Source organism: Salmonella sp. 2020_1395 (genome assembly GCF_043848115.1).
Taxonomy (GTDB): Bacteria; Pseudomonadota; Gammaproteobacteria; order Enterobacterales; family Enterobacteriaceae; genus Salmonella; species Salmonella enterica.
Genome location: NZ_JBCMFH010000020.1, coordinates 42434 through 67050 on the forward strand (window position 1 = coordinate 42434; position 24617 = coordinate 67050).

Annotated in this window: 17 protein-coding genes; 5 read left to right on the forward strand and 12 right to left on the reverse strand. The window is 52.4% G+C overall.

The annotated features are described in order from the left end of the window. Positions 1-38: 38 nt before the first annotated feature. The 3 genes from ACH0WD_RS22135 to metJ form a co-directional block, all read right to left on the reverse strand. Positions 39-701 carry a TIGR02117 family protein gene (locus tag ACH0WD_RS22135; protein WP_000792796.1) on the reverse strand — a complete coding sequence of 221 codons (663 nt, stop codon included), beginning with the start codon at positions 699-701 and terminating at the stop codon, positions 39-41. Positions 702-901: 200 nt separating this feature from the next. Further along, complete coding sequence (locus tag ACH0WD_RS22140) at positions 902-2692, reverse strand: aryl-sulfate sulfotransferase (RefSeq protein WP_000899638.1); 1791 nt, start codon at positions 2690-2692, stop codon at positions 902-904. Between the two features lie 456 nt (positions 2693-3148). Beyond that, positions 3149-3466, reverse strand: a complete 318-nt coding sequence (gene metJ / locus ACH0WD_RS22145; RefSeq protein ID WP_000852811.1) for a met regulon transcriptional regulator MetJ — start codon at positions 3464-3466, stop codon at positions 3149-3151. Between the two features lie 264 nt (positions 3467-3730). Here metJ and metB point away from each other — a divergent pair, with 264 nt between their 5' ends. Together metB and ACH0WD_RS22155 are read left to right on the forward strand one after the other, a co-directional pair. After that, positions 3731-4891 carry a cystathionine gamma-synthase gene (gene metB, locus ACH0WD_RS22150; protein WP_000197213.1) on the forward strand — a complete coding sequence of 387 codons (1161 nt, stop codon included), beginning with the start codon at positions 3731-3733 and terminating at the stop codon, positions 4889-4891. 2 nt (positions 4892-4893) lie between these two features. Further along, positions 4894-7326 carry a bifunctional aspartate kinase/homoserine dehydrogenase II gene (locus ACH0WD_RS22155; protein WP_000110805.1) on the forward strand — a complete coding sequence of 811 codons (2433 nt, stop codon included), beginning with the start codon at positions 4894-4896 and terminating at the stop codon, positions 7324-7326. Between the two features lie 115 nt (positions 7327-7441). On the opposite strand, the gene mscS is transcribed toward ACH0WD_RS22155, so the two are convergent. The 3 genes from mscS to ACH0WD_RS22170 all read right to left on the reverse strand — a co-directional run bounded on the left by mscS (position 7442) and on the right by ACH0WD_RS22170 (position 10659). Continuing rightward, positions 7442-8299 carry a small-conductance mechanosensitive channel MscS gene (mscS, locus tag ACH0WD_RS22160; RefSeq protein WP_000398251.1) on the reverse strand — a complete coding sequence of 286 codons (858 nt, stop codon included), beginning with the start codon at positions 8297-8299 and terminating at the stop codon, positions 7442-7444. 2 nt (positions 8300-8301) lie between these two features. Continuing rightward, positions 8302-9300, reverse strand: a complete 999-nt coding sequence (locus tag ACH0WD_RS22165) for a hypothetical protein (RefSeq protein ID WP_000406812.1) — start codon at positions 9298-9300, stop codon at positions 8302-8304. A gap of 234 nt (positions 9301-9534) precedes the next feature. Further along, the gene (locus tag ACH0WD_RS22170) at positions 9535-10659 is read right to left on the reverse strand and encodes a hypothetical protein (RefSeq protein ID WP_001134803.1); all 1125 of its coding nucleotides are present in this window, start codon (positions 10657-10659) and stop codon (positions 9535-9537) included. A 135-nt stretch (positions 10660-10794) separates the two neighbouring features. Between ACH0WD_RS22170 and ACH0WD_RS22175 the strand changes: the two genes are divergently transcribed. The 3 genes from ACH0WD_RS22175 (at position 10795) to katG (ending at position 15781) form a co-directional block, all read left to right on the forward strand. Further along, positions 10795-12351, forward strand: coding sequence for a bifunctional UDP-sugar hydrolase/5'-nucleotidase (locus tag ACH0WD_RS22175; RefSeq protein ID WP_000865252.1), 1557 nt, complete (start codon positions 10795-10797; stop codon positions 12349-12351). Positions 12352-12545: 194 nt separating this feature from the next. Continuing rightward, positions 12546-13436 carry a methylenetetrahydrofolate reductase gene (gene metF, locus ACH0WD_RS22180; RefSeq protein ID WP_000007508.1) on the forward strand — a complete coding sequence of 297 codons (891 nt, stop codon included), beginning with the start codon at positions 12546-12548 and terminating at the stop codon, positions 13434-13436. A 164-nt stretch (positions 13437-13600) separates the two neighbouring features. Then, positions 13601-15781, forward strand: a complete 2181-nt coding sequence (gene katG, locus ACH0WD_RS22185; RefSeq protein WP_000108115.1) for a catalase/peroxidase HPI — start codon at positions 13601-13603, stop codon at positions 15779-15781. A 57-nt stretch (positions 15782-15838) separates the two neighbouring features. Here the strand turns inward: katG and ACH0WD_RS22190 are convergent, their stop codons facing one another. The 6 genes from ACH0WD_RS22190 to ppc all read right to left on the reverse strand — a co-directional run bounded on the left by ACH0WD_RS22190 (position 15839) and on the right by ppc (position 24345). Further along, positions 15839-16462: a DUF1287 domain-containing protein gene (locus tag ACH0WD_RS22190; protein ID WP_000666689.1), complete on the reverse strand. Its 624-nt coding sequence runs from the start codon at positions 16460-16462 to the stop codon at positions 15839-15841. A 258-nt stretch (positions 16463-16720) separates the two neighbouring features. Further along, entirely contained in the window at positions 16721-17824 is a 1104-nt protein-coding gene (locus tag ACH0WD_RS22195; RefSeq protein WP_000374043.1) for a glycerol dehydrogenase, read from the reverse strand. Positions 17825-17835: 11 nt separating this feature from the next. Then, a complete protein-coding gene (gene fsa, locus ACH0WD_RS22200; protein ID WP_000424866.1) occupies positions 17836-18498 on the reverse strand; it encodes a fructose-6-phosphate aldolase in 663 nt (220 codons plus the stop codon). A gap of 254 nt (positions 18499-18752) precedes the next feature. Then, the gene (locus ACH0WD_RS22205; protein ID WP_000274595.1) at positions 18753-19589 is read right to left on the reverse strand and encodes an AraC family transcriptional regulator; all 837 of its coding nucleotides are present in this window, start codon (positions 19587-19589) and stop codon (positions 18753-18755) included. A gap of 160 nt (positions 19590-19749) precedes the next feature. Continuing rightward, on the reverse strand, positions 19750-21483 hold the full coding sequence (locus ACH0WD_RS22210) for a phosphoethanolamine transferase CptA (protein WP_001192092.1): 1734 nt from the start codon (positions 21481-21483) through the stop codon (positions 19750-19752). Positions 21484-21693: 210 nt separating this feature from the next. Then, the gene (ppc, locus tag ACH0WD_RS22215; protein ID WP_001005548.1) at positions 21694-24345 is read right to left on the reverse strand and encodes a phosphoenolpyruvate carboxylase; all 2652 of its coding nucleotides are present in this window, start codon (positions 24343-24345) and stop codon (positions 21694-21696) included. Positions 24346-24617 lie beyond the last annotated feature (272 nt).

Sequence of the window (24617 nt, forward strand, 5' to 3'; positions counted from 1 at the left end):
GCCAGAAAAAAAGCGCCGCAGGGCGCTTTTTTTGTTTTCTAGGGATAACAGTATTTGTTCAGACACATTCTGTGATCCGTAATCGCTTTCATTACGCTTCCTGCCGTGAGTTTTAACGCAGGATTTATAGTCAGTCCCGCGCTTTCCAGCCCCTTCGCTGTCCATTTATTGCAGGTATTGAGTATGCCGTAGCGGCCATTCGCGGCGTAAAACTGGCTATCGCCGTAAATTCCTTGTTTTAACGGAATCAGATTACCCTCTTCGTCACGCGCAAAGCTGCGGCCCAGATAACGCATCAGACTGTTACGCTGGTTTGTGTGCAGGAGCAGTGATTTTATCTCGCTACCGGCGAAATAGCGTTCTGGTTTACCGGAAAAGGCGACGATGTGCATAACCGCACCGGATGACCAGAACATGGCCTGGAGCGTAAGCGCGGTGGTTATTTCTTGTGACTGATAAAAGCCCTTATCGCCCCAGCCGATTTCATACCACTGCGTCTCCTGAGCGAACCGTTTTTTAAGCTGTGGCAGAACGGTATTAACATCATGGGCCGGCGCAATAATTCCCGTGTGCCAGCCATGACTGACGATATAGATTTCTGTCGGGGAGGGCTGTCCGCCTGTCGTAGGTTTTACGGCTTGTGGAAAGGTTGTGCAGCCATATAGCAATAAACTTAACCAGGCGATAAAGAGATTTTTCATGACATATCACCAGCAAAGGCGCGGTATGTTGTGGCGTTTGTCTAATGACGCTGCGTTTATCGGGTCGGTGCCGGATTGGTAATCCATTGATATTTTTGCATTCCTCTTCGAGGGCAATAAGGCGAATGTCATAACTACAATACGTTTTAACCATTCAGGCGGAAGTTGGCTTCCGCCTGTTTTACTTTTACTATCTCGCTTTATTTTTTAAACATCTGCTCTGGATCGATAATCAGCGCCCGATAACCCAGCATACCGGCACGGTTACTGTGTACTTTTAGCTCCAGCATCACATCCTGAGTGCCGTCTTTGACTTCATCCAGAACGGAAACGATCGGTTTTGTACCGCTCATTCCCGCTGTAGCCGAGTACATGAACATCGTTTTGGTTTCCGGGCGATATTCCGTGACGGAAGTAATGGCGCTGTACCAGTCAAAACCGCGCTCTTTACCATATTCCCACATTTGGGAAACCGTCATATTTTTTTCGTCAATTTGATATTCCACGCCGCGGGAATATTTCATTGATGGCATGGCCGGTTGTTCCATGCCGCGCGCATCGCCGTTATCAAAGGCGGTCACGACGATTTTACCTCCGGTGCTTTTGGATGGCACTAACCAACCGGTATGTTGTGTCCATGTCCAGTCAAATCCACCGTCGCAGTGGTGCGCTTCGCAGGTTAGCGGTTTACCATTGCTGTCTACGGGTTTCAGCACTTTTTTCGCCAGTTCGCCTTTCCAGCCGGATGGATCGGAAAGTATCCATTTCACTTTTTTATCGCGGCCAATTTTGATGATGGCAGACTGGTGGCGCGAGCTAATGATAATGCTGTCGTCGCGAGGATCGTAGCTGACGGAGTTAACATGCGCCCAGTTGCGGCCCGGGCCGGAACCCGCGATATCGCCGAAGGGTTGTTTTGCAAGCTGCTCTTTGGTCATGACCTGACCGGAATGTTCGGCATCGACGCTCAAACATACCGCTCCCTGATCCATCGCCAGAATAACGTCGTCACGATAGGGGTCGAGGATTTTTGGCAGATCCCAGTAATCGACGGTATCGCCGTTCTGGTCAACTTCAAGAATATGATCACGCACCGTATTGATGGTGTATTTACCATTTAATGGATAATTTTCTTTTGCGACACGCAGCAGGTAGGTGCCTTTCGGCGTTTCGGTAATGGCGTGCGAAAAATCAATAAATCCTTTTGGCAGTCGTTTATCGGAAATAACGCGGCCTAAGAAATCATATTTAAAGTAACGTTGACCCTGGCCAAAAATAAGATTGCCATCGTTAACCTGATGGAAGCTCATCATGGAACCAAAGCGCGTTATATCATCCTGGTTACGGAATTTATCAATATTCATATAGCCGCGAACATCGCCATTCGTATCGCTAATCCAGTTGATACCGGTATAATCCCAGTTCGCCGCGCCGCCTGCGACATGCATAATGTGGCCGGCTCTTGGCATCCCTGTTATATGGTTAAAAAGATATAAGCGATTTTTAAGCGAGCTATCGACTTTAACCGGTTCTACTGTAGGAAGAACGGCAGTTTGCCCGGTAGTAGAGGGTAATGATACCGGTGCGGCGTAAATGGACCACGTATAAGTTTGTTTTTTACCTTCTTCAGTCCAGTCAACTTTAACCTTATTGACATAATCTGGATACAAGCCAAATACAGGTATGCCGTCATGGGTATTTATAGCCTGCGGGCCGACATCATAACTGATCGGGATACCTTTTTCCCCTTTCCCTAAAACGGTAACCTTCACGTCCTGTACATTATGATTGGCTTTATTAATGATTGCTGTTAATGGGAAAACGCCGCCGTAGGGAGCGACATCGACCATACCTAATGGCCCTTCATGTACTGGAATGACATCTGCTGATGCGACCATTGGCCTGTTTGGGTCTAAAACGCCTGAGGCCAAAACGCTGCCGCTCAAACACAGGCAGCATAATACAGGTAAGACTTTCCTTGTAAATAACATATTTATTTCCCCATTCGATATTATCGATAAAATGAATGTATATTAACCTTCTTATTTATCGGAGATGAAAAAACATTTAAAAAAGTAAAACAATCCGCGGAGGGGAATAATGATGTTTGTCACAAATATGAGGTGTCCATGGTCTTTTTAACAATACTCATCGTTATACTATTTGTTCAGTAAATATATGGCGGTGTATTATTATTCATGTACGCTTTGCTACGTGAAAATTTAAATAAAGATTGGAAGTTTAAATATAATAAAATTATATCGGTTATGACATGTCGGGAATTTTTTTCAGGAAAATAAAGAAGAGAAACTTATCATGTCTGACAAATTTATCCATCGAGGGCTATTCGGGAAGATGAACGTTTAGAAAAATGTCGGAGATAGCCGTGTACAGGGGGAATCGTTAAAAAAGCGCGGCCAGAGGCGTTCTGACCGCATGCTTTGCTATCAGTATTCCCACGTTTCCGGGTCAATCCCCATCTCACGCATGATCTCTTTTGCCGCTTCCGGGATTTCATCGCTGCGCTCTTTTCGCAGATCGGCATCATCCGGCAAGGGTTGCCCGGTAAAGGCGTGCAGAAATGCTTCACACAACAGCTCGCTGTTGGTGGCGTGGCGCAGGTTGTTCACCTGACGACGCGTACGTTCATCGGTGAGGATTTTTAACACCTTCAGAGGAATGGAAACCGTAATTTTTTTGACTTGCTCACTCTTCTTACCGTGCTCAGCGTATGGGCTGATATATTCGCCGCTCCATTCAGCCATGAGATACTTAATCCTCTTCGTCATTAATATTGAGGTCTGAACCTGAGCCCGGACCATAATCGCGCGTAGTTTACCGTAGTGGCGCGGCCCTGACACGAAGTTAGCGGTCGCAGATGTGCGCTAATGCATATAATTTTAACGGCTATTTGCGGTTTGCTCAATCTATACGCAAAGAAGTTTAGATGTCCAGATGTATTGACGTCTATTGTGGTAGTGGTTAATCTGTGGTCTGACTTTCACCGACTCAGCCAGGAATATCTTCATATGACGCGTAAACAGGCCACTATCGCAGTGCGTAGCGGATTAAACGACGACGAGCAATACGGCTGCGTTGTGCCGCCAATCCATCTCTCCAGCACCTATAACTTTACCGGTTTCAATGAGCCGCGCGCGCATGATTATTCCCGCCGCGGTAATCCCACGCGTGATGTTGTTCAGCGCGCATTAGCGGAACTGGAAGGCGGCGCGGGCGCGGTATTGACGAATACCGGCATGTCGGCGATTCATCTGGTCACCACCGTTTTCCTCAAGCCGGGCGATCTGCTGGTCGCGCCGCATGATTGCTATGGCGGCAGTTATCGTCTGTTTGACAGTCTGGCGACACGCGGCTGTTATCGTGTGCGGTTTGTCGATCAGGGTGATGAACGCGCCTTACAGGCGGCGCTGGAAGAAAAACCGAAGCTGGTACTGGTAGAAAGTCCAAGTAATCCATTGTTACGCGTGGTGGATATTGCGAAAATCTGTCGGCTGGCGCGCGAGGCGGGCGCAGTGAGCGTCGTTGATAACACGTTTTTAAGCCCGGCGCTGCAAAATCCGCTGGCGTTGGGTGCCGATCTGGTGTTGCATTCATGCACGAAATATCTCAATGGTCATTCGGATGTTGTGGCCGGCGTGGTGATTGCTAAAGATCCGGAAATGGTCACTGAACTGGCGTGGTGGGCGAATAATATTGGCGTGACCGGCGGGGCGTTTGATAGCTATCTGCTGCTGCGCGGTTTGCGAACTCTGGTGCCGCGTATGGAGCTGGCGCAGCGCAACGCGCAGGCGATTGTGAAATATCTGCAAACCCAGCCGTTGGTGAAAAAACTGTATCACCCGTCGCTGCCGGAAAATCAGGGGCATGAAATTGCCGCGCGCCAGCAAAAAGGCTTTGGCGCAATGTTGAGTTTTGAACTGGATGGGGATGAGGAGACGCTGCGTCGTTTTCTGGGCGGGCTGTCGCTGTTTACGCTGGCGGAATCTTTAGGGGGAGTGGAAAGTTTGATCTCTCACGCCGCCACCATGACGCATGCCGGTATGTCGCCGCAGGCGCGTGCCGCCGCCGGGATCTCCGAAACGCTACTGCGTATCTCCACCGGTATTGAAGATGGCGAAGATTTAATTGCCGACCTGGAAAATGGCTTCCGGGCTGCAAACAAGGGGTAAACATGAGTGTGATTGCGCAGGCAGGGGCGAAAGGTCGTCAACTGCATAAATTTGGCGGCAGTAGTCTGGCGGATGTGAAGTGTTACCTGCGTGTCGCAGGCATTATGGCGGAGTATTCGCAGCCTGACGATATGATGGTAGTGTCCGCCGCAGGCAGTACCACCAACCAGTTGATTAGCTGGCTCAAGTTAAGCCAGACCGATCGCCTTTCTGCGCATCAGGTATTACAGACGTTACGCCGCTACCAGTGCGATCTGATTAGCGGGCTGCTTCCCGCCGACGCGGCAGATGACTTAACCAGCGCTTTTATCAGCGATCTGGAACGTCTTGCCGCCTTGCTCGACGGCGGCGTAACGGATGCCGTCTATGCTGAGATCGTCGGACACGGCGAAATTTGGTCGGCGAGATTGATGTCCGCCGTCCTGAATCAGCAGGGTCTGGATGCCGCCTGGCTGGACGCGCGCGCATTTTTACGCGCCGAACGCGCCGCACAGCCGCAGGTTGATGAAGGGCTATCTTATCCTTTATTGCAACAGCTACTGGCGCAGCATCCTGGCAAACGTCTGGTCGTGACCGGCTTTATCAGCCGCAATCACGACGGCGAAACGGTCCTGTTAGGCCGGAACGGTTCCGACTATTCCGCCACGCAAATCGGCGCGCTGGCGGGCGTTTCCCGCGTGACCATCTGGAGCGATGTCGCGGGCGTTTATAGCGCCGACCCGCGTAAAGTGAAAGATGCCTGCCTGCTGCCGTTGCTGCGTCTGGACGAAGCCAGCGAGCTGGCGCGTCTGGCGGCGCCTGTTCTGCACGCCCGCACGCTACAGCCAGTGTCCGGCAGCGATATCGATTTGCAGTTGCGCTGTAGCTACACGCCGGATCAAGGGTCAACCCGAATTGAACGAGTGCTGGCTTCCGGGACGGGCGCGCGTATCGTGACCAGTCACGATGATATCTGTCTGATTGAGTTTCAGGTGCCCGCCAGCCAGGATTTCAGGCTGGCGCATAAAGAGCTCGACCACATTTTAAAACGGGCGCAGGCGCGTCCGCTGGCGGTGGGCGTGCATCGCGATCGCCAGCTATTGCAGTTCTGCTATACCGCCGAGGTAGCGGATAGCGTACTGAAACTCCTCGACGATGTCGGGCTGCCGGGCGAATTGCGCCTGCGGCAGGGGCTGGCGCTGGTGGCGATGGTCGGTGCGGGCGTCACTCGCAATCCGCTACACTGCCATCGCTTCTGGCAGCAGTTGAAAGGTCAGCCAGTGGAGTTTACCTGGCAGTCGGAGGAGGGCATCAGTCTGGTGGCGGTGCTGCGTACCGGCCCGACTGAGAGCCTGATTCAGGGGCTGCACCAGTCTGTTTTCCGCGCCGAAAAACGCATTGGCCTGATGCTGTTCGGTAAGGGGAACATCGGCTCCCGTTGGCTGGAACTGTTTGCCCGTGAACAAAGCACGCTTTCCGCGCGTACTGGTTTTGAATTTGTGCTGGCGGGCGTGGTGGATAGCCGCCGTAGCCTGTTGAATTATGAAGGGCTGGACGCCAGCCGCGCGCTGGCATTCTTTGATGATGAAGCCGTTGAGCAGGACGAAGAGTCGCTATTCCTGTGGATGCGTGCGCATCCGTATGATGATTTAGTGGTGCTGGATGTGACAGCAAGCGAGCAACTGGCCGATCAGTATCTGGATTTCGCCAGCCACGGTTTTCATGTGATTAGCGCCAATAAACTGGCGGGCGCAAGCGCCAGCGATAAGTATCGCCAGATTCATGACGCGTTTGAAAAAACCGGGCGTTACTGGCTGTATAACGCCACCGTGGGCGCGGGGTTGCCGATCAACCACACGGTGCGGGATCTGATTGACAGCGGCGATACGATTCTCTCGATCAGCGGGATCTTCTCCGGGACGCTATCCTGGCTGTTCCTGCAATTTGACGGTACGGTGCCGTTTACCGATCTGGTGGATCAGGCCTGGCAGCAGGGGCTGACCGAACCCGATCCGCGCGTCGATCTTTCCGGAAAAGATGTCATGCGTAAGCTGGTGATTCTGGCGCGCGAGGCGGGATACGACATCGAGCCGGATCAGGTGCGTGTAGAATCGTTGGTGCCGGCGCATTGTGAAGAAGGGTCTATCGATCACTTTTTCGAAAACGGCGACGCGCTGAATGAACAGATGGTGCAGCGTCTGGAGGCAGCCCGCGAACTGGGGCTGGTGTTGCGTTACGTGGCGCGTTTCGACGCCAATGGCAAAGCGCGCGTCGGCGTTGAAGCGGTGCGTCCGGAACATCCGCTGGCGGCGCTGCTGCCGTGCGATAATGTCTTTGCTATTGAAAGCCGCTGGTATCGCGATAACCCGCTGGTGATCCGTGGGCCGGGCGCGGGTCGCGATGTGACCGCCGGGGCGATTCAGTCGGATATCAACCGCCTGGCGCAGTTGCTGTAATAAAGGCAAGTTCGTGAACGAAGCGCCGGGTTGCGCTTCGCTCCCTCATCAATACGTTATGCAGTCATTCTGTAGATACTGATATACGAAGCGCTATCCGATTGCTGACGAAACATTATGGCGTGATGCTTTTTACATTCTCAACCCGGACATCCATCCGGGGGTAAGGAATATTGATGCCGTTTTCATCCATTGCTTCCTTGATATTTTCCAGAAGATCGTAGTAAGTACTCCAGTACTGAGCGTTGGGCACCCATACGCGAACATAGAAATTCAGGCTAGAGGGCGCAAGTTCGCCCAGGCGGACCGTAATATCGCGGGTTTTATCAATGCGATGATCTTGTTCAATAATACGATGTATCACGCTTTTTACGTCAGCAATACGGCTTTGGTAATCCACGCCAATAATCAGATCAATACGTCGATAGGGGTGTCGTGAATAGTTGATAATATTATCAGCAATAATTTTACCATTCGGGATGACAACTTCTTTGCTATCCGCAGTGAGCAGAGTGGTGGAGAAAATATGGACCTTTTCTACTGTGCCGATAACCAGGCCAATTTGTACAATTTCCCCGGCGCGGAAAGGGCGCAGGGAGACAAGCAGTACGCCTGCGGCAAAGTTGGAAAGTGACCCTTGCAGCGCCAGACCAATGGCTAAACCCGCCGCGCCGATAACGGCAATAATTGAGGAGGTTTCTATACCGACACGGCCAAGAGCGGCTACTGCCGTGAAAGCTATCGTGATGTAGCGAACCAGCGCGGAGAAAAAGTGGACAATAGTGGCATCCACTTGCCGCCTGAGAAGTAATTTTTCCAGCCCCCTCGATAGTAAGCGAGCTATTAACTTACCGATGAAAAGTAGAATGATGGCGGCAACAACATTCCAGCCAAAATGAATTACCGAGTCACTGTGCTCGGCCATCCATTTGATCGCGCCTTTAATTTTTGGAAATAACTCAAAACCTTCCATGTTTATCCTCTGTCAGCAGTATCCGCGGTATTAGCGGTAATAAAACGGTTCATTTTTGCCTGGATAATCGCCGCGCCGACGGGTGGCAGCAGTAACGCCCAGAATAGTGTCCAGCCGGTTCGTATTCCGCCATCTTCGTTTTTATTCGCCAGCAGAGCGCGGATTTCATCGCTAAGCGTCAGACACAATATGGCTGTGCCAAACGGCATAATTGCTGACAGCCATCCCGCGCCACATGCGGTCATGAGTCGGGGCGAAGGCGCCACAAATTGCATTTCCCGGTGAATTCTGAAGAACCAATAAATAATATAAAATGGAATGAAAAAGGCCAATAATGCGACGACAAGGGGTTCTGCGCACTCAGGTCGCTGGGTTGATGAGAACCTTTTGGGCGGTGCAATATAGAAAAGTTCTTTTTTGAGCGGTAATAGTAGCAAAAGCGCGATAACCGCTAAAGTAATTACGATTATTCCTATATAAGGAATTGAGTATATAAATATAGACAGATAGCCAGCGATGATAAATTTGAACAGTAAGCAGAGGCTAAATAAAATAACAAATGTCTGAGCACTGCCGATAGCGCTGAAAAGCAGCATGGGGACTAACAGCGTTATGATCCCCACACCCAGATTAATTAAAAACTGCGCTATGATAAGCCTGACTACGTCAGACGGGCCATTTATGCAGAAGGAACAGACCACGCCAATGATTAACAGGAGCGCAACAAAGTAGAAGGGGTAACAATTTTTTATACGGCAGACAAACCAGCTGGCAACCATACCCAGGAGGTATCCCAGTTGGCCGCCAACGAGAATGGCGCCAATACGATCGGCTGGAATAGACAGAGATTTACTCCAAAAATAAACACCATACGACGATCCCAGCGAACCGATAAAAGAGAGCACCAAAAAGAAAAAAGTGATCCCCCAGAATCGATAGCTACTCAGGAGATCGGCACAGGTCCATTTTTTATCTGACATTGACGGTAAAGTAATTTCCATATTTATCCCTTGTTTTCCATAGAAAATAAGAATGTATAGAACTATTTAAATTGATAATAAATATTGATTATGTGAATAACGTTTATAGCCGATTTTAACTTAAAACGAAGGGCCATTTTATCAAATGGTTCTATTCTTTTTCAGCGTATAAAAGCAGGATGTGAGGTGATTAAATCTGTAGCGCCTTCTGAATGATAATCTGTGATTTTTTATGCGTGGCATTACATCATTGGGTTAAATGTGATTCCATTGTGAGTTATATTTTTCCGTCAGCAAATACAGAATTTGCGTGACGCGTTTGGCGGAATAGTGGGCGCTTTGCTGGAATTCAGGTTGTTGCCATAGCCAGGTAACAAAGCGGCGACTGGCCGCCAGATTAACGGCGACACCTTGTTCTAAGTGGGAACCAGTTAACGAACAGACCATTTTGCGGTTGTGACCTTGCCCCCAGAGTTGCCACTGATTTTGCCACCATCCCTGCCATGTTTTGCCTAACAGTTGCCACTCTGCGCGGCAATCGTCATCGTTTATCTCTTCCTCAACGAACCACAGCGAGGAGAGACGCTGGCGAAACCGCTCCGCCCATGCCGTAATGACCGCGCCGCGCAAAAAACACTCATGGGCAATGATGTGTGTCGTGACATCAGGAAAGCGGTTTTTCAGCACCCGAAAATGACCATGCGCCGTAATGACCGGGCGAAGTATTGTCCCTTGCGCGTTCCGTTTAAGCGCCGCCGAGCCATACTGAATCTCATCGAACTGGCTGCGCTGTAAAAATTGCCGTTCTTTAATGGCGATACGGTGAATAATATCGCCATCCTCACCCTCGGGCGGCGCAATTCCTTTCCAGTGGTAATGCAAACTCTTTCCGGCAGAAAGTAACGTGAAATTGCTGGAAAGGTGAAGAACATTGCCGCGAACAGCGTCAAAACTGAATAAAAAGTACAATTGTTGGAAGGCATTCGCTCCCTGAAACGGTACGAGCAGCGGAATACTGCAAATCTGTTCCGGCGTTTCGGCGACATTCAGCGCGTGCTTTTTTGGCGTCCAGACTTTCTTACAGTACTGGCACTGAAGTCGCTGCGTTCCGCCGGGATTACGTCCATAGCGAATCCATGTTTTTTGATAGCAGTCGGGACAAAAGTGACCATGCTCTTTGGCATATTGCGCGATATAAGCAGACGCCCAGCGGCGAAATTCCCCCTCGTTGAAGAGCGGCGGATAACTGCCGCAGGCTCGACAATGCAATGCCGGATAACCCAGGCGATAGTCCGGCCACACATAATCCGGCGAGTCAGGCAGCCCAAGATTGCGACAACCAGCGCTTTTGCAGGCATTAATGGTGAACAGAGGCGGCATATATTTTACCAACGATTTTGGCAGGTCGTTGATTCTGCCTTCATAAAACGGTACGCGGGTGTGAGGACTCTCACATAAAAAAACCTTTCAGAACGTAACGTAGCGAATCTTTATATGACTGAAAGGGACTTATTTATGAAAGTAAAACTGCTTGCTGCCGGTATTTTGTTCACGCTGCCGTTCTGGGCCTGCGCCAAAGATGTCACCATTATTTACACCAACGATCTACACGCCCATGTGGAGCCTTATAAAGTGCCGTGGATTGCTGACGGTAAACGCGATATTGGCGGTTGGGCCAATATCACCACGCTGGTGAAGCAGGAAAAAGCCAAAAATAAGGCGACGTGGTTTTTTGATGCCGGAGATTACTTTACCGGACCGTATATCAGCAGCCTGACGAAGGGTAAAGCGATTATCGATATTTTGAATACCATGCAGTATGACGCTGCCACTATCGGTAATCATGAGTTCGATCATGGCTGGGACAATACATTGTTGCAACTGAGCCGGGCAAAATTCCCTATCGTGCAGGGCAATATTTTTTATGAGGACAGCAGTAAATCCTTCTGGGATAAGCCGTACACCATTGTTGAAAAAGATGGCGTCAAGATTGGCGTAATCGGCTTACACGGTGTCTTTGCTTTTAATGATACGGTTTCTGCCGCGACGCGCGTGGGCATTGAGGCACGCGATGAAATTAAGTGGCTGCAACGTTACATTGATGAACTTAAAGGTAAAGTCGATCTGACCGTGGCGCTGATTCACGAAGGCACCCCGGCCCGCCAGTCCAGCATGGGAAATACCGATGTGCGACGCGCGCTGGATAAAGATATTCAGACCGCAAGTCAGGTAAAAGGGCTGGATATTTTGATTACCGGCCACGCGCATGTCGGTACGCCGGAACCGATTAAAGTCGGTAATACGCTGATCCTCTCAACGGACAGCGGCGGCATTGATGTCGGCAAACTGGTGCTGGATTACAAAGAGAAACCACACCACTTTACGGTGAAGAACTTCGAGCTGAAGACCATTTTTGCTGATGAGTGGAAGCCCGATCCGCAAACGAAACAGGTGATCGACGGCTGGAACAAAAAGCTCGATAAAGTCGTGCAGCAGACGGTGGCGCAATCGCCGGTTGAGCTGACCCGCGCGTATGGCGAATCGTCGTCGCTGGGGAATCTGGCGGCGGATGCGCTGCTTTTTACGGCGGGGAAAGACACCCAGTTAGCGCTTACTAACTCTGGCGGTATCCGCAACGAAATCCCGGCTGGCGCGGTGACGATGGGGGCGGTAATCAGTACCTTCCCGTTCCCTAATGAACTGGTCACGATGGATTTAACCGGTAAACAATTGCGCAGCCTGATGGAGCATGGCGCTGGATTAAGCAACGGCGTATTGCAGGTGTCTAAAGGGCTGGAGATGAAGTATGACAGCAGCAAACCTGTCGGCCAACGGGTTACCGTGCTGACGCTCAATGGCAAGCCGATTGACGATGCTACGGTTTATCACATCGCTACCAACAGCTTCCTTGCCGACGGCGGCGATGGTTTTGCGGCATTCACGGAAGGCCAGGCGCGGAACACCTCCGGCGGATACTATGTGTCGAATGCGATAGTTGATTACTTTAAGGCGGGCAACACCATCACGGATGAGCAGCTCAAAGGAATGCGCGTTGCGGATGTGAAGAAGTAATTTCCCCTGCCGCGGCGCGTTCAGTGCCGCGGCGTGACATGAAGAAAATTCATCTTTGCTGAATATTCCTCATTCTTTGGCGTGATTTTTCAGTTGACGTCCTTCCGCTTTTCCGTCATTTTTACATCTGGACGTCTAAACGGATAGATGTTTACAACACAACAAATAATAACATGCGATTGATGAGGTAAGGTATGAGCTTTTTTCACGCCAACCAGCGGGAAGCCCTGAATCAGAGCCTGGCGGAAGTACAGGGTCAGATTAACGTTTCGTTTGAATTTTTCCCGCCGCGCACCAGTGAAATGGAGCAAACCCTGTGGAACTCCATCGATCGCCTGAGCAGTCTGAAACCGAAGTTTGTTTCGGTAACGTATGGCGCCAACTCCGGGGAACGCGACCGCACTCATAGCGTTATTAAAGGCATTAAAGAGCGTACTGGGCTTGAGGCCGCGCCGCACCTTACCTGTATTGACGCCACGCGCGATGAACTGCGCACCATCGCCCGCGACTACTGGAATAACGGTATCCGCCACATTGTCGCTTTGCGCGGTGATTTGCCGCCGGGCAGCGGTAAGCCGGAGATGTACGCCGCCGATCTGGTTGGTTTGCTCAAAGAGGTGGCCGATTTCGATATTTCAGTAGCGGCCTATCCGGAGGTACATCCGGAAGCGAAAAGCGCGCAGGCCGATCTGCTTAATCTGAAGCGTAAAGTGGATGCTGGCGCTAACCGAGCGATAACCCAATTTTTCTTCGATGTGGAAAGCTACCTGCGTTTTCGCGACCGCTGTGTTTCTGCCGGTATCGACGTAGAGATTATTCCCGGCATTTTACCGGTGTCTAACTTTAAACAGGCGAAAAAATTTGCCGATATGACCAATGTCCGCATTCCGTCCTGGATGTCACTGATGTTTGAGGGGCTGGATAATGACGCAGAAACCCGCAAGCTGGTGGGCGCTAACATTGCGATGGACATGGTGAAAATTTTAAGCCGTGAAGGAGTGAAGGATTTCCACTTCTACACGTTGAATCGTGCGGAAATGAGTTATGCCATTTGCCACACGCTGGGCGTAAGACCGGGTTTATAACCTCCAGCTCCCTGCCGGGAGCTTTATTACAACTCATATTGATCTACATCTCTGTAACTAAAAATATAAAAGGTATTAGCTATCGAATCTGTGGATTAATTCAACTATATCTATTTGCTCCTGGTGTATATCGTAACGGTAACACTTTAAAAGGGAGCTGAGATATGAGCACGACCGACGATACCCATAACACGTTATCCACTGGAAAATGTCCTTTCCATCAGGGGGGGCATGACCGAAGCGCAGGCGCAGGGACTGCCAGCCGCGACTGGTGGCCGAACCAGCTTCGCGTGGATCTTTTGAATCAACATTCCAACCGTTCTAACCCGCTGGGTGAAGACTTTGACTACCGCAAAGAGTTTAGCAAGTTAGACTACTCCGCCCTGAAAGGGGATCTCAAGGCGCTGCTGACCGATTCACAACCGTGGTGGCCCGCCGACTGGGGCAGCTATGTCGGTTTGTTTATTCGTATGGCCTGGCATGGCGCTGGCACCTACCGTTCTATTGATGGTCGTGGCGGCGCGGGTCGTGGTCAACAGCGTTTTGCGCCGCTTAACTCCTGGCCGGATAACGTCAGCCTGGATAAGGCGCGTCGTTTGTTGTGGCCGATTAAGCAGAAATATGGCCAGAAAATTTCCTGGGCCGACCTGTTTATTCTGGCGGGTAACGTGGCGCTGGAAAACTCCGGCTTCCGTACCTTCGGTTTCGGCGCCGGGCGTGAAGATGTTTGGGAACCGGATCTGGATGTGAACTGGGGCGATGAAAAAGCCTGGTTGACTCACCGACACCCTGAAGCGCTGGCAAAAGCGCCGCTGGGCGCGACCGAGATGGGCCTTATCTACGTTAACCCGGAAGGGCCGGATCACAGCGGCGAACCACTTTCTGCCGCCGCCGCTATTCGCGCTACCTTTGGCAATATGGGGATGAACGACGAAGAGACCGTGGCGTTGATCGCTGGCGGGCATACCCTCGGTAAAACCCACGGCGCGGCAGCGGCATCCCATGTAGGGGCCGATCCGGAAGCCGCGCCGATTGAAGCGCAGGGCTTAGGTTGGGCCAGCAGCTATGGTAGCGGCGTTGGCGCGGATGCTATCACCTCCGGGCTGGAAGTGGTCTGGACGCAGACGCCGACCCAGTGGAGCAACTATTTCTTCGAGAACCTGTTCAAATATGAGTGGGTACAAACCCGTAGTCCGGCTGGCGCTATCCAGTTTGAAGCGGTAGACGCGCCGGACATCATCCCGGACCCGTTCGATCCGTCGAAAAAACGTAAGCCAACCATGCTGGTCACCGACCTGACGCTGCGTTTTGATCCGGAGTTCGAGAAGATTTCCCGTCGTTTCCTTAACGATCCGCAGGCCTTTAATGAAGCCTTTGCTCGTGCCTGGTTCAAACTGACGCACAGAGATATGGGACCAAAAGCGCGTTACATCGGACCGGAAGTGCCGAAAGAAGATCTGATCTGGCAGGACCCGTTGCCGCAACCGCTCTATCAGCCAACGCAGGAAGACATTATCAACCTGAAAGCGGCGATCGCTGCATCCGGGCTTTCTATTAGCGAGATGGTTTCGGTTGCCTGGGCATCCGCGTCTACTTTCCGCGGCGGCGATAAGCGTGGCGGCGCTAACGGCGCGCGTCTGGCATTAGCGCCTCAGCGCGACTGGGAGGTCAACGCCGTTGCGGCTCGCGTTCTGCCGGTATTAGAAGAGATCCAGAAAACGACGAATAAAGCCTCGCTGGCCGATATTATTGTGCTGGCGGGCGTGGTCGGTATCGAGCAGGCGGCCGCTGCTGCGGGTGTCAGCATCAGCGTACCTTTTGCGCCGGGCCGGGTGGATGCGCGTCAGGATCAGACCGACATCGAGATGTTCTCGCTGCTTGAACCGATTGCCGATGGATTCCGTAACTATCGTGCGCGTCTGGATGTGTCGACGACCGAATCGCTGTTGATTGATAAAGCGCAGCAGTTAACGTTGACCGCGCCGGAAATGACGGTACTGGTTGGCGGGATGCGTGTGCTGGGAACCAACTTTGACGGCAGCCAGAACGGTGTCTTTACTGACAGACCGGGCGTGCTCAGCACTGACTTCTTCGCTAATCTGCTGGATATGCGTTACGAGTGGAAACCGACCGACGACGCTAATGAGCTGTTCGAAGGCCGGGATCGTCTGACTGGCGAGGTGAAATACACGGCGACCCGCGCCGATCTGGTGTTTGGTTCCAACTCCGTACTGCGCGCGCTGGCGGAAGTTTACGCGTGTAGCGATGCGCACGAGAAGTTTGTGAAGGACTTCGTCGCGGCATGGGTGAAAGTGATGAACCTGGACCGTTTCGATCTGCAATAATCTGATAGGTTAATTCGTCAGCGGCTGCTATTCGGTAGTCGCTGACGTTTTCCGCGTTTAATGCGAAAAATAACGAAAATGCCCCGTGACTTTCCAGTTAAATAATACATCTTCCTCCTGTGCTCCCGCGCCTATGTTATGCACAACCAGCGGCACCCCTTCAGGCGTGACGTTCAGGGACACCACGCCAATATGCGCAAGGCCGTTATCCAGCCGCCAGGAGACAATATCTCCCGGTTGATAATCGCTATATTTATCTGTCACCGGCAACGCTTTGTTTTGACGCTGGAACCAGGTTTCCAGATTCGGAACGCGGCGATGGTCGATATTGCTGTCCGGGCGTTTCAGCTTCCAGTTATTCGGATAGGCAGAGAAATGCGCCTGCATGTCTTCATGTACCCGTTTCTGTAAATCAACCTGCTGACTGCGCAGCGCGCGGATGACGACATCTGCACATACGCCACGCTCCAGCGGAAGATCGCCATTCGGATAATCCAGACGAACATAGGCAGCATCATAAAATAGCGTCTTACCTATTTGCGTCCCGGCACTTTGGGCGATTGCAGCATTAGTTTGCGCCTGAACGGTTATTGGTCTGGTATCAGAGCGTGGCGAATGATGAGAGATATGGCTAATAAAAAAAGCAGCAAGAATACCGATAAGCGCCTGTGCGAATTTCATCTTCTTCGTCCGTGAAGTGTGTCAGTACGTCATTTGACTTTCCGCGGAGAGAATGGTGCGTGATAAAAAAGTCTATTTCAGGACAAAATGGACTGATTCCAGGCTATGGAATACCTGATGATGGCGCTTCGCTTACCCGGCCTGGATGATTGGATAACAAGGCCAGATAAGGTGCCTGTGTCGACATTCGGCAAATGAATTCTGTTGTGTCAGCAAGCTGAAATACTCCTGACTATCGTCAGGAGTATTGCTCAGACCTTATTCCCATTCCTGCAAGAAGCGTTGACCATACTGGTCGGCGACCAGCAGCGCGGCGTACACTTCATCCGGCGTTGCGCCGCCAGGCATGTTATGAATAGTTTCACCTTCTGCGCAGGAGGCTTCCGCGACGGTGCGCATTTTGGCCGGGATATCCTGTTTAATATCCAGTTGCGCCAGCGTAATCGGCAGGCCAACGGAATGGCACAGCGCCGCAACGGTTTCGATTTCTTCGACCGGCGCGTTTTCCAGCACCAGTTGCGTCAGCGTACCGAAAGCGACCTTCTCACCGTGATAATAGTGGTGCGCATCCGGAATCGCCGTTAAACCGTTATGAATCGCGTGCGCTGCGGCCAGACCGCCGCTTTCAAAACCGACCCCGCTCAGGTAGGTGTTGGCTTCGATGACGCGTTCCAGCGCTGGCGTGACGACGTGCTGTTCGGCGGCCAACATGGCTTTTTCGCCTTCTTCGATCAGCGTGTTATAGCATAGCTCCGCCAGCGCCAGCGCGGCCTGTGTACACTTGCCGCCCGCCATTGTGGTGGCGCCGCTGCGTGAGCAGGCGCGCGCTTCAAACCAGGTCGCCAGCGCATCGCCGATACCGGCTGCCAGCAGACGCGCCGGCGCGCCCGCCACTATCTGCGTATCGACAATGACCATATTCGGGTTATGCGGCAGCAGCAGATAACGGTCAAACTCACCGGCATCCGTATAAATAACCGAGAGCGCGCTACACGGTGCGTCGGTAGAGGCGATGGTCGGCGCGATAGCGACCGGGACGTTCATAAAATGCGCCAGCGCTTTGGCGGTATCCAGCGTTTTACCGCCGCCGATACCCAGTACGGCGCCACACTGACTTTTCTCGGCGACGGCGCGCAGCCTGTCGATCTCATTTTGCGAACATTCGCCGCCAAACGGGGCGATTTCTACTGACAAACCGGTACCCGTCAGGCTTTTGCGCAGCGTCTCTTCGGCAAATCCCAGCACGAATTTATCGCCCACAACCAGCCAGTTGTTCGCCATTGGTTTTAAATAATCGCCAAGACGCGCGATGACGTTTGCACCCTGAATATACTTACCTGGTGACTGAATAATGCGATCCATACATTTCTCTCCTACAGGTTCAGATTACCAAAAGCGTTTTTCCAGTCTTGCTCAAACTTCTCTATTGCTGACTCTACCGCAGGCGTATTGAGCATTTGTTGCGCTACATCTAAAGGAAGGGTAATCGCCTGGCAACCTGCCAGTAAGCAATCCAGCGCCTGCCGCGGTGTTTTAAAGCTGGCCGCCAGCACCATGCTGTCGGGAGCGTGATGTTCCAGTAGCGTTTGCAGCTCCTGAACCATACGAATGCCATCACCGCCCTGCGCATCAACGCGGTTGACGTAGGGAGCGACATATTTTGCGCCCGCCAGCGCCGCCAGCAGGCCCTGCGACGCGCTGTAGACGGCGGTGCCCAGCGTTACGATGCCTTCTTTTTTCAGCAATTTAATCGCTGCAAGACCTTCGGCGGTCACCGGAATTTTCACCACAATGCCGGGGATGGCGTTATTCAGTCGTTTGGCTTCTTCCACCATCCCTTTCGCGTCGCGGCTCATGGTCTGCGCAAATAAAGTGCCTTCTTCGCCGATGGCGTTTTGCAGCCTGGGCAGCACATCCCAGATAGATTCTTTGCTGGCTGCCACAATGCTTGGATTGGTGGTGACGCCGGCAATCGGGAAAATGCGCGCCAGACGTTCAACTTCCGCCACGTTAGCGGTATCCAGATAGAGTTCCATAGTCTTTCTCTTCGTGAGTTTTCGTTATGGACAGGATAAAGGAGCGTGCCCCGGATGCGCTATGTGACAAATCTGCCAAAAACTGGACAAATGTGATGCCCTTGGTAAAGTGTGATTTACTTCACAAGTTGGTGATGATTAACGTATAACGCGCTGTTGTATGCCATGTGGGGGAGTGAGGTTTTTGTATTGATATTACAATAATCCAGTAAATGCGCGTTTTATCTACTGTATTCTCTTTATTGGCGTGTGGATTATTTCTCCGTTAGCTGGCTGTGATACTGGCGGCGATACTCCGACGGCGAACGTTCCGTATTTTTGCGAAACAGGCGGCAGAAATAGTTACTGTCGACAAAGCCGCAACGGTGCGCCACCTCTTTCACTTTCAGGTCATAGCCCTTCAGCAACGTTTTGGCGTGTTCCAGTCGCGTATGGTTCAGGTATTCGTTAAAGCCGATGGCCCCCGTTTTCTGGAACAGGTGCGAGAGGTAATTTGGCGAGATATAAAACGCCTGTGCTACCGATTCGCGCGTCAACGGCGCGGCGTAGCGTTCATCAATATACTCCCGAATGGCTTCAAAAAGCGCGCGGCTGCGGGAGGCGGTCTGGATTTGGCTGCCGAGCAGATCGCGGCAATGGCTTAGTAGGCTGGCGACAATCAATCTGGCCGTTTGCTGCTCTTGCGGCTGCATCTGCATCTCATTAAGCGTTTGTAACAGGAAAGAGCCGATACGCGGGCCACGGCGCGCAACGTGCTGTTTCGTGAGGTTTTGATGCTGCTGACCATCCCAGTGGACCACGCTGAAACCTAACTGCTGTTTGCCAAACAGAATGCTCAGGGTGGTGACGGGCGTTTGCCACTGCGGGATGTTCCAGCCGCCAGCCGGAACGTAGAGAACATCGCAAGGAATGAGCGGGGCGGTAATGCTCATGTCAGTAAGCTCGCCCTCCAGCACAATCTCCAGCCGCGGAAAATCCACCTGGTACGCCAGTTCCGGCGCTGGGCCGCTGGCGCTGGCAAAATAAATCTGGCGCAGCGGCAGCGGGCCGTTGATGAGACGGGAGAGAAGGTGGCTGACGTCGTGATACATGATAATCCCCTGCCGATCGCAAACAGAGGAAACAGTAACGTCGAAAACCGATGTCCTCAAGCGATTATTGCCGGATGGCGGCGCTTTGCGCCTTATCCGGACTACGGGAGAGAAGAACGCCAGGCCCGATAAGCGTTAGCGTTATCGGGCAACATACAGGCTATTGATTACCGACCTGATCGCCATACGGCAACGTATCATAATCAATCAGCGCGTTTTTCTTATACGGGTTGCCAATCCAGCGCGTGGTCTCTTTGAACTGCGGGTTGGTGATGGAACGCGTCGGGTCGTAACCATCATAGGTCAGGCCCGCTAAGTCCGACCAGGTATGGATAAGCTCGGAACTACTGTACTTACGATCGACATCCTGTGAGAAGTCGCGCGGATGCGCTGCCTGCCATTTCTCTGAGGTCCACAGCAGGAACGGCACCGTATACATATGACGGGTTGGTGAATCTTCGTTTCGTCCCTGCGTCTTATGCGGCGGCGTGTCATACACTTCTTCACCATGATCGGAGAAGTAGAGCAGGAAACCGTTCGGATCGGTCGCTTTATAGTCCTTAATCAGGCTGGCGACAACATAGTCGTTATACAGGTTCGCGTTGTCGTAATCGTTATACGATTCCAGTTCGTCGCTGCTTAATCCCGGTGGAACATGGTCGGTTTTACCATCAAACTTGCCCTGGTTTTCTGGATAGCGGAACTTGTATTTAATGTGCGTTCCCAGCAGATGCACAATAATGAATTTTTTCGGCGCCGGGTCGGCTAACACCGCTTTAAACGGCGCCAGCACGTTGCTGTCATATTCGCGTGCGCTTTGAGTGCGCTGCTGGTTCATATAGAACTGCTTATCAGTCTGCTTAGAGAACACGGTCAGCATGGTATTACGCGCCGTCATCGTCTGCTGGTTAGTGATCCAGAAGGTTTTATACCCGGCCTGTTTCATCATATTCATCAGCGATGGCTTCGTCAGATACCAGTCCGGGTTCTTTTCGTCCGCGAACGTTAGCGCCTGTTGCAGAATCTCAATGGTGTACGGTCGCGAAGTTACCACATTATTAAACACGGTCAGCCCGGGGTCGGTTTTATGCAGTGCGTCCAGTTCCGGCGTGGTTTCGCGCGGATAACCGTACAGACTCATACGGCCACGCTGGGTCGATTCGCCAATCACCAGTACCAGCGTGCGCGGCGCATCGCCGGAGTGGTCCTGGAAGTTAGCCAGCGGCGGCAGGGCATCGTTTTCATTCAGCAGTTTATTCAGCGAGGCGAGCTGTAAACGGTACTGATAGTAGCCAGTAATAAATTGCCACGGCGCGGCGGGCTCCATTCGTGATGCCAGGCTATCCAGCGTTTTCTCCATCGACTTATGCTTGATAAAGGTATTCATCGCGATGGGATGGAGGATCAGCCCGTACAGCAGGGCAAACGACACCAGATAACGCCAGGGGGATGGAATATAAACCGGGCGCAGACGTGTCCACAGCAAAATCGCCGCCACCGTATAAGCCAGGGCGACAAGAACAATTTTCAGACTGAAATATTGGCTTAAATATTCGCTGGCTTCATTGGCGTTGGTTTCAAACATCACAAACAGCACGCTTTGCGAGAACTCCTGCCCGTAGATTACGTAATAGCTCAGTGCCGCCAGCGAGGCGGCCCAAAGTACGACGCCAATAACGGCAGCAATAACCCGGATGCGGCCTGGAAACAGAAAGACCGGGATCAGCCACAGTGAGCTGTACAGTAGCGAATCCCGCAGACCGTTTGTCCCGCTGTATCCGGTGAGATAAATAATGGCCTGCAGGAGGGTGGAAAAGAACCAAAAGTAGAGCAGTGCCCAGCCCAGGGCTTTCCAGCTAAACGCGGGTTTAGTCTGGAGTAATGTGGATTGCATAATGAGAGCCTGTCTTTAATCGTAGCGCCAAACGTAACGCCTGAACCTTAAAAGAATCTGAAGCAAACCTGCTTTATGCCGCACGTTTTGCTAAGAAAGATTTATAAATGCATAAAATGCAGACAGGAATATATTGAAAAAATGACGAGGATGACAGCAGTATTTCATGCCGCCCCCACATAACTGAGTGAGGGCGGCTTTCTTTTGGCGTTAGCCGGTGTTGCGCATACCGGCGGCGACGCCCGCAATCGTGACCATCAACGCCTGTTCGACGCGAGGATCGGGCGATTTGCCCTGCTCTTCAGTCAGACGGGAACGATACAGCAACTCGGCCTGCAACACGTTTAATGGATCGGTATAAACGTTTCTTAACTGAATGGACTCCGCAATCCACGGTAAGTCGGCCATCAGGTGCGAATCGTTGGCAATCGCTAGCACCACTTTAATGTCTTCTTCCAGCAGGTCTCGTAGCTCTTTGCCCAGCGGCCATAGCGTTTTCGCCACCAGACGCTGATCGTAATAGTCGGCCAGCCACAGGTCGGCTTTCGAGAATACCATTTCCAGCATCCCAAGACGCGTGGAGAAGAACGGCCAGTCGCGGCACATGGCTTCCAGTTCGCTTTGTTTACCGTCTTCCACCACTTTTTGCAGCGCAGTACCCGCGCCCAGCCAGGCTGGCAGCATCAGGCGGTTTTGCGTCCAGGCGAAGATCCACGGAATCGCGCGCAGCGATTCGACGCCGCCAGTTGGACGACGTTTCGCCGGACGTGAGCCGAGCGGCAATTTGCCCAGCTCTTGTTCCGGCGTCGCGGAGCGGAAGTACGGTACAAAGTCTTTATTTTCGCGCACGTAACCGCGGTAGGTTTCACAGGAGATGACGGAAAGCTCATCCATAATATGACGCCAGCTGTCTTTCGGTTCCGGCGGCGGCAGCAGGTTTGCTTCCAGAATTGCGCTGGTGTAGAGCGACAGGCTGCTGACGGTGACTTCCGGCAGGCCGTATTTGAAGCGGATCATCTCGCCCTGCTCGGTCACGCGCAGGCCGCCTTTCAGACTGCCTGGCGGTTGCGAAAGCAGCGCCGCGTGGGCTGGCGCGCCGCCACGGCCAATAGAGCCGCCGCGGCCGTGGAAGAGGGTGAGCTCGATGCCAGCTTTTTCACAAGTTTTGATCAGGGCGTCCTGCGCCTGATACTGCGCCCATGACGCGGCCATAACGCCGGCGTCTTTCGCCGAGTCGGAGTAGCCGATCATGACCATCTGCTTACCCTGAATCAGCCCGCGATACCAGTCGATATTCAACAACTGGGTCATCACGTCGTCGGCGTTGTTCAGGTCGTCGAGGGTTTCAAACAGCGGCGCGACCGGCATGGCAAAGCCGATACCTGCCTCTTTCAGCAGCAGATGCACAGCCAGCACATCAGACGGCGTTTTCGCCATTGAAATCACGTAGGCGGCGATCGACCCCTTTGGTGCTTCGGCAATAACCTTGCAGGTTTCAAGCACTTCGCGGGTATCGTTGCTCGGCTCCCAGTTACGCGGCAGCAGCGGACGTTTGGAGTTCAGCTCGCGGATCAGGAAGGCCTGCTTGTCGGCTTCCGACCAGCTTTCGTAGTCGCCAATACCAAGGTAGCGGGTAATTTCGCCCAGCGCTTCGGTATGGCGGGTGCTCTCCTGACGGATATCAATGCGCACCAGCGGTACGCCGAAACACTTCACGCGGCGGAGCGTGTCGAGTAACTCGCCGTTGGCGATAATGCCCATACCGCAGGCCTGTAACGACTGGTAGCAGGCGTACAGAGGTTCCCAGAGCTGCTCGTTTTGCGTCAGCAGGCCAGCCGGTTTGGGCAGCTTCTCGCCTTTCAGACGCGCTTCCAGCCAGGACTGGGTCGCCATCAGACGGGCGCGTAATTTTTTCATCAGGTAGCGATACGGCTCAGACGCGCCTTCTTCGCCCACTAACGCCAGCAGCTCCGGCGTGGCGTCGACCATCGACAGTTCTGATACCAGAACATGAATGTCTTTCAGGAACAGATCGGTGGCTTTCCAGCGGCTTAACAAGAGTACGTGGCGGGTGATATCCGCCGTCACGTTCGGGTTGCCGTCACGGTCGCCGCCCATCCAGGAGGTAAAACGTACCGGCACAAAATCCACCGGCAATTTGTAGCCGAGATTTTCTTCCAGCTGTTCGTTCAGTTCACGCAGATAGTTAGGTACGCCCTGCCACAGGCTGTTCTCAACCACGGCGAAGCCCCATTTGGCTTCATCCACCGGGCTTGGACGCTGCTTGCGGATCTCATCCGTATGCCAGGATTGGGCAATCAACTGGCGCAGGCGACGCATTACCTGGTGGCGTTCGTAGTCGGCGATATCGGTATTATCAAGCTGTTTCAGACAGTTGTTGATTTCACCCATTTTGTGAATAAGCGTACGGCGGGTAATTTCTGTCGGATGGGCGGTTAGCACCAACTCCAGAGACAGCGACTCTACCGCTTTTTTGATGGTTGCGTCGTTGAGGTCCGGTTGGTTTTTCAGTTTACGCAGAGTGCGGGCAATCACTTCCGGGTTGCTGGCGGCTTCGCCTTTTGGCGAAATGCTGTGGTATTGCTCGGCAGTATTGGCCAGGTTCAGGAACTGACTAAACGCGCGCGCAACTGGCAGCAGCTCGTCATTAGACAAATTTTGTAGCGTGGTGAGCAGCTCCTGGCGATTAGCTTCATTGCCGGCGCGTGAAGATTTGGATAGCTTACGGATTGTTTCTACGCGATCAAGAATGTGTTCTCCCAGCGCATCCTTGATGGTTTCTCCCAGCACCTTGCCGAGCATACTGACATTACTACGCAACGCGGAATATTGTTCGTTCATATGATCCCAGACACCCCATCTCTGTTGTAATTGTCCTGCATCTTTCACGCTGCGGCGGCGTTGGCTGCGCTCTCCCACCCAGGTCACTTACTTATGTAAGCTCCCTGGGATGTGCTCGTTTGCCGTCTTGCCGCAACGCGAAATCTTTCGGACCAAGCTTTTTCACATCACTTCTCATCTTTATAAAGCCACGTAAAACCCGTGGCGTCAATTACTGCGAAATCGGTTCAGCAAACGAAAAAATGGCGGTAATTTATTAAAGTTAATTCGCA

Bases quoted from the DNA above. Each gene is read 5' to 3' on its own strand.
- ACH0WD_RS22135 (WP_000792796.1), bottom strand. From the start codon at position 701: ATGAAAAATCTCTTTATCGCCTGGTTAAGTTTATTGCTATATGGCTGC.
- ACH0WD_RS22140 (WP_000899638.1), bottom strand. From the start codon at position 2,692: ATGTTATTTACAAGGAAAGTCTTACCTGTATTATGCTGCCTGTGTTTG.
- metJ (WP_000852811.1), bottom strand. From the start codon at position 3,466: ATGGCTGAATGGAGCGGCGAATATATCAGCCCATACGCTGAGCACGGT.
- metB (WP_000197213.1), top strand. From the start codon at position 3,731: ATGACGCGTAAACAGGCCACTATCGCAGTGCGTAGCGGATTAAACGAC.
- ACH0WD_RS22155 (WP_000110805.1), top strand. From the start codon at position 4,894: ATGAGTGTGATTGCGCAGGCAGGGGCGAAAGGTCGTCAACTGCATAAA.
- mscS (WP_000398251.1), bottom strand. From the start codon at position 8,299: ATGGAAGGTTTTGAGTTATTTCCAAAAATTAAAGGCGCGATCAAATGG.
- ACH0WD_RS22165 (WP_000406812.1), bottom strand. From the start codon at position 9,300: ATGGAAATTACTTTACCGTCAATGTCAGATAAAAAATGGACCTGTGCC.
- ACH0WD_RS22170 (WP_001134803.1), bottom strand. From the start codon at position 10,659: ATGCCGCCTCTGTTCACCATTAATGCCTGCAAAAGCGCTGGTTGTCGC.
- ACH0WD_RS22175 (WP_000865252.1), top strand. From the start codon at position 10,795: ATGAAAGTAAAACTGCTTGCTGCCGGTATTTTGTTCACGCTGCCGTTC.
- metF (WP_000007508.1), top strand. From the start codon at position 12,546: ATGAGCTTTTTTCACGCCAACCAGCGGGAAGCCCTGAATCAGAGCCTG.
- katG (WP_000108115.1), top strand. From the start codon at position 13,601: ATGAGCACGACCGACGATACCCATAACACGTTATCCACTGGAAAATGT.
- ACH0WD_RS22190 (WP_000666689.1), bottom strand. From the start codon at position 16,462: ATGAAATTCGCACAGGCGCTTATCGGTATTCTTGCTGCTTTTTTTATT.
- ACH0WD_RS22195 (WP_000374043.1), bottom strand. From the start codon at position 17,824: ATGGATCGCATTATTCAGTCACCAGGTAAGTATATTCAGGGTGCAAAC.
- fsa (WP_000424866.1), bottom strand. From the start codon at position 18,498: ATGGAACTCTATCTGGATACCGCTAACGTGGCGGAAGTTGAACGTCTG.
- ACH0WD_RS22205 (WP_000274595.1), bottom strand. From the start codon at position 19,589: ATGTATCACGACGTCAGCCACCTTCTCTCCCGTCTCATCAACGGCCCG.
- ACH0WD_RS22210 (WP_001192092.1), bottom strand. From the start codon at position 21,483: ATGCAATCCACATTACTCCAGACTAAACCCGCGTTTAGCTGGAAAGCC.
- ppc (WP_001005548.1), bottom strand. From the start codon at position 24,345: ATGAACGAACAATATTCCGCGTTGCGTAGTAATGTCAGTATGCTCGGC.